General features: G+C 64.2%; 1 protein-coding gene and 2 pseudogenes. All 3 read right to left on the reverse strand.

All coding sequences use genetic code 11. The features are described from left to right. A pseudogene (locus ASF60_RS18250) lies at positions 1-623 on the reverse strand (hypothetical protein); the annotation flags it as partial. 673 nt (positions 624-1296) lie between these two features. Continuing rightward, positions 1297-3258: a family 16 glycosylhydrolase gene (locus ASF60_RS18255; protein ID WP_056188317.1), complete on the reverse strand. Its 1962-nt coding sequence runs from the start codon at positions 3256-3258 to the stop codon at positions 1297-1299. A gap of 607 nt (positions 3259-3865) precedes the next feature. After that, a pseudogene (locus ASF60_RS24750) lies at positions 3866-3954 on the reverse strand (IS5/IS1182 family transposase); the annotation flags it as partial.

The raw sequence follows: 3954 nt of genomic DNA on the forward strand, positions 1-3954 counted from the left end.
AGGGGTGCGATCGGGCCGCTGCTCGAACTGACCGGTGCGGTTGCGGAAACCACCGGCGCGAGCGTGCTCGACGCCGCCGGCGTGATCAGCGCTTCCGGCGAAGGCTTGACCACGGACGCCTCCGACGCCTCGAACACGAAGTCGCCTGACTTAAGCGCCTCCCCGGCATGGACAGCGGTGAAGCGGCCGACGGCGACGCCGTTCTCCCGAATTTCGTAGGTGTGCAGCGTGCCCTGCCGGGCGATTTCGACCACGTTGGCATTGGCGGCAAAGCCGCGGAAGACCACCATGTCGCCGCCCGCGGCGCCAGCTCCCTCAAAGTCGGTGATCCGGTCGAGGGCGGCGCCCGTCAGGGTGGCCGTACCGGCGAGATCCGCCTTGCTGAACACGAAGCGGTCGGCCCCGGCTCCGCCCGTCAGGGTGTCGACGCCGAGCCCGCCGGTCATGATGTCGTTTCCGGTGCCACCGTTGATTGTATCGTTGCCTGATGCACCGATGATGATGTCGTCACCATCCTGGCCGGCAATCAGTTGTGCGCGCGTCCCGCGCGAGGAGAGGTCGATCCGATCCGCACCCGCTTTGCCTGCGGTGTACTGAGCCGATAACAATGCCGTGTCCGCCATGGGTCGCTTACTTTCTCGCGATCGATGGCGGACGATGCGAGCAGCCAAGTTAATGCAGGGCAAATACTGCCGGTTGTTCCCCAACTTAGCGTAGTGAGGTACTTGTTTCGTTAAAGATCAGTACCGCGACACAGACAAATTAATCTAAACATTGAGTTCAAAGGCCCCGAATGGAGCGAGTGCGGGAGCTGGTCGCGGCCTGCATCTGGCCAAGCGCCCGGACGTGCCGCCAATGGGCAGGGAGGGCGGCGGATATCGCTTCGCGGTCCGGCGCAGGCGACGGCGTTGTGTCGAGGGCGGTTGCGCGGGCCTGCCGCACGATCCAGACCCCTTCATCCGGAGTTCCGCCGTCAGGAGGGCGTCGCCCCCTCACCGGACGAGGTGGCTCCCGGGAGGCAGTGCGCCGTGGCCAAAAGCGCGAGACGCGCCGTGCCCTGGCTTCCGCCAAAATCGTTTTCATGGGAGTGGCGGGCTAAAACCTTCCTCGCCGGAAGGAAGATCCGCCACCGGACCGGATGCTGCTGTCGGTCGACCCGACTGTGCCAGCAGCATCCGGTGTTTTTCTGTCAGCCCTGCCTGATCTGAAGTCCCGAAGACCCGGGCCTCTGCAGGCCGCGGCGTCGACGAAGCCGCCGGATCTCAGGGCCGGAGGTAAGGCACCAACAGACGCGGGTCAGTGGATGGCATCGTTGGCCCACGCGTGGACATAGTCGACGTTCAGCTGCGTGGTCGGCATGGAGGCGTCGTACTTGCCCGGCCAGCTGCCGGTGTCACCCACCGCCAGGTTGACCAGCATGTACATCGGCTTGTGCATGTCACGCGGGGTTGCCATCTCGGCCACCTTCGCGCCGTCGATGTACCATTCCAGCGTGTCCTTCTGCCAATCGACGCCGAAGGTGTGGAAGCCCTCAGTGAGGTCGTCCGTCTTGACGGGGAAGCTCGTCAGAGTGTGGCCGCCGATCGAGGAATGCGCCGTGGCGTAGGCGGTGTCCTTGTCGTGGCCCAGGAATTCGAGAACGTCGAGTTCGGCCGGCCACGTCCCGTCGGCGTTCAGCAGCCAGAAGGCAGGCCACATACCCTGGCCCGCCGGCAGCTCGGCGCGCATCTCGAAATAGCCATAGGTCTGGGCGAACGACTTGGCCGTGGTGAGCACGCCCGAGGTGTAGGCCAGACCCAGCGGGTTGCCGTCGTGATCCGGAGCCGCCGTGATGCTGAGGACGCCGTTCGAGATCGAGAACGGGTTCAAGCCGACGGATTTGTCCGTGTAGTACTGCGCCTCGTTGTTGGACCCCAGGGTCCGATCCTGGCTGCCGATGCCGAGCGAGCTCTTCCACACGGTACCGTTGCCCGTCGCCGAAGCGCTCAGGCCGTTGAACTCCTCGGCGAAGCTCAACGTCATGCCCGGATGCGACGGGTCCGCCGGCAGGGCGAAATCCTTCGCCTTGAGGTTTGTGACGGAAAAATTGTCCAGCGTCAGCGTCTCGCCGCCACCCAACGCGATGACGGTGTCCGAACCGACCTGCTTGGCCGCCGTCTTCAGCTCGGAGAAGCTGTGGAGGCTCACCCCCTCCAGGCGGACCTTGTCCACGCCGGAGGTGAAATCGGTGATGATGTCGCTGCCCTCGCCCTTGGCGATGACGAAGGTATCCGCCCCGCCGCGGCCGGTCAGGATGTCGTTCCCGGCCTTGCCGTTGAGGGTCTGGGCGCCGCCATCGCCGGTGAGCATGTTGTTGAGGCCGTTGCCGGTGCCGCTCTTGGCGTTGCTGAAGATCAGGTTCTCGACATTGTCGGGCAGGATGTAGTCGCGCCAGGCGACGATGACCGTATCGACGCCGCCGCTGGGCGCCTCGACGACCTGATCGCTCGATTGCCAGATATGATAGGTGTCGTCGCCGGCGCCGCCCTTCAGGACAGCATTGCCCTTGTCCCAGCCCCAGATGTCGTCGTGACCGGCCGTGCCGCTCAGGGCCTTGACGGCGTTGTTGGCCTTGATCGTGTGGGTCGGTGTGGCACTCGCGCGGGCCGACTCGCCCGTCTCAGCCGGTGGCGCGACCACCACGGGGGGCTTGGGCTCGACCGGAGGGGCAACCACCACCGGCGGCAGCGGCACGGGCGGCAGCGGAATGGTCGTCGATGCAGAGGCGCCGACAACGTCGACGGATACCATCAGGTCGCCGGCATGAACGACGTTCAAGCGGCCCACGGCGGTTCCGTTCTCCTGAATTTCGTAGGTGTGTAGCGCGCCGCGGCTGCCGATCTCGACCACGCTGGCATCGGCGGCGAAGCCCTCAAACACCAGGGTGTCCCCGCCGGCGACGCCGGCCCCCTGGAAGTCGACGATCCGATCGAGGGCTGCGCCCGTCAGGTTGGCCGTGCCGGCGAGATCCGCCTTGCTGAACACGAAGCGGTCCGCACCGGCCCCGCCCGTCAGGGTGTCGGCGCCGCGGCCGCCACGAATCGTGTCCTGACCGGCGCCCCCATTGATCTTGTCGTTGCCCGTCCCCCCGATGAGGACGTCATTGCCGTTGCCGCCCGCGATCAGCTGGGTCTGCGTGCCGCGAGAAGAGAGATCGATCCGGTCCGCGTTCGCAGTCCCTGCGGTGTATTGCGCTTTCGACTGGGTTGTACTTGCCATCCGTCACTCACATTTTGCTTCCGACGGAGGGAACCTAGAGCACTATGAACAAGTTTATGCAACCCCTGAGCCGGTAATTGGCTCAGTGCGTCCAGATTTCGCAGGCAATCGCGCTTGTATCCGACCGCGAGCCCTGCTTCTTTGAAGCTACAAAGATCGACGCTACCAGAATTTTATGCCTTGTTGTTTTTTGGCAACGCGAAATATATTAGCCAATTTGGCAAAGTGCTGAATTCCTAGAGATGTAGTCCTATAAGAATGCGGTCTGGTCTTGAAAATATTCTTACAGACCCCGGTCAAGCCCCTCGCATCGCCCGCTCCCGATGATGCCGGCAACCCGATGCCGGAGATTGGCCCAGGGACGATCGCGGCGATGGTTTGCCTGGACCGGAATACAGCCCTGGTGAGTCCTTTCGAGACCGATACGTCCCACCGTACGGCCAGCGAGGTCCCCGTCATCGGCGGCGTTTGAACGACGTCTACACGATCGGGATTCAGAATACCAAGATCGTCGAGACGGCCGGTGCGAGCACTGCCACCGTCATCGGCTTGGGCGGCCGCGACATGCTGGGGGGCGACATCGAGAACCTTAAGGGTCTGGACTCGATCAGCACCAGAAGGCGATGACGGCAGCGAGTGCGACGGCCGAGGCGTAGTTTCGGGCCAGCTTGTCGTAGCGGGTGGCGATGCGACGGA

The organism is Methylobacterium sp. Leaf113, assembly GCF_001423325.1.
GTDB lineage: Bacteria > Pseudomonadota > Alphaproteobacteria > Rhizobiales > Beijerinckiaceae > Methylobacterium.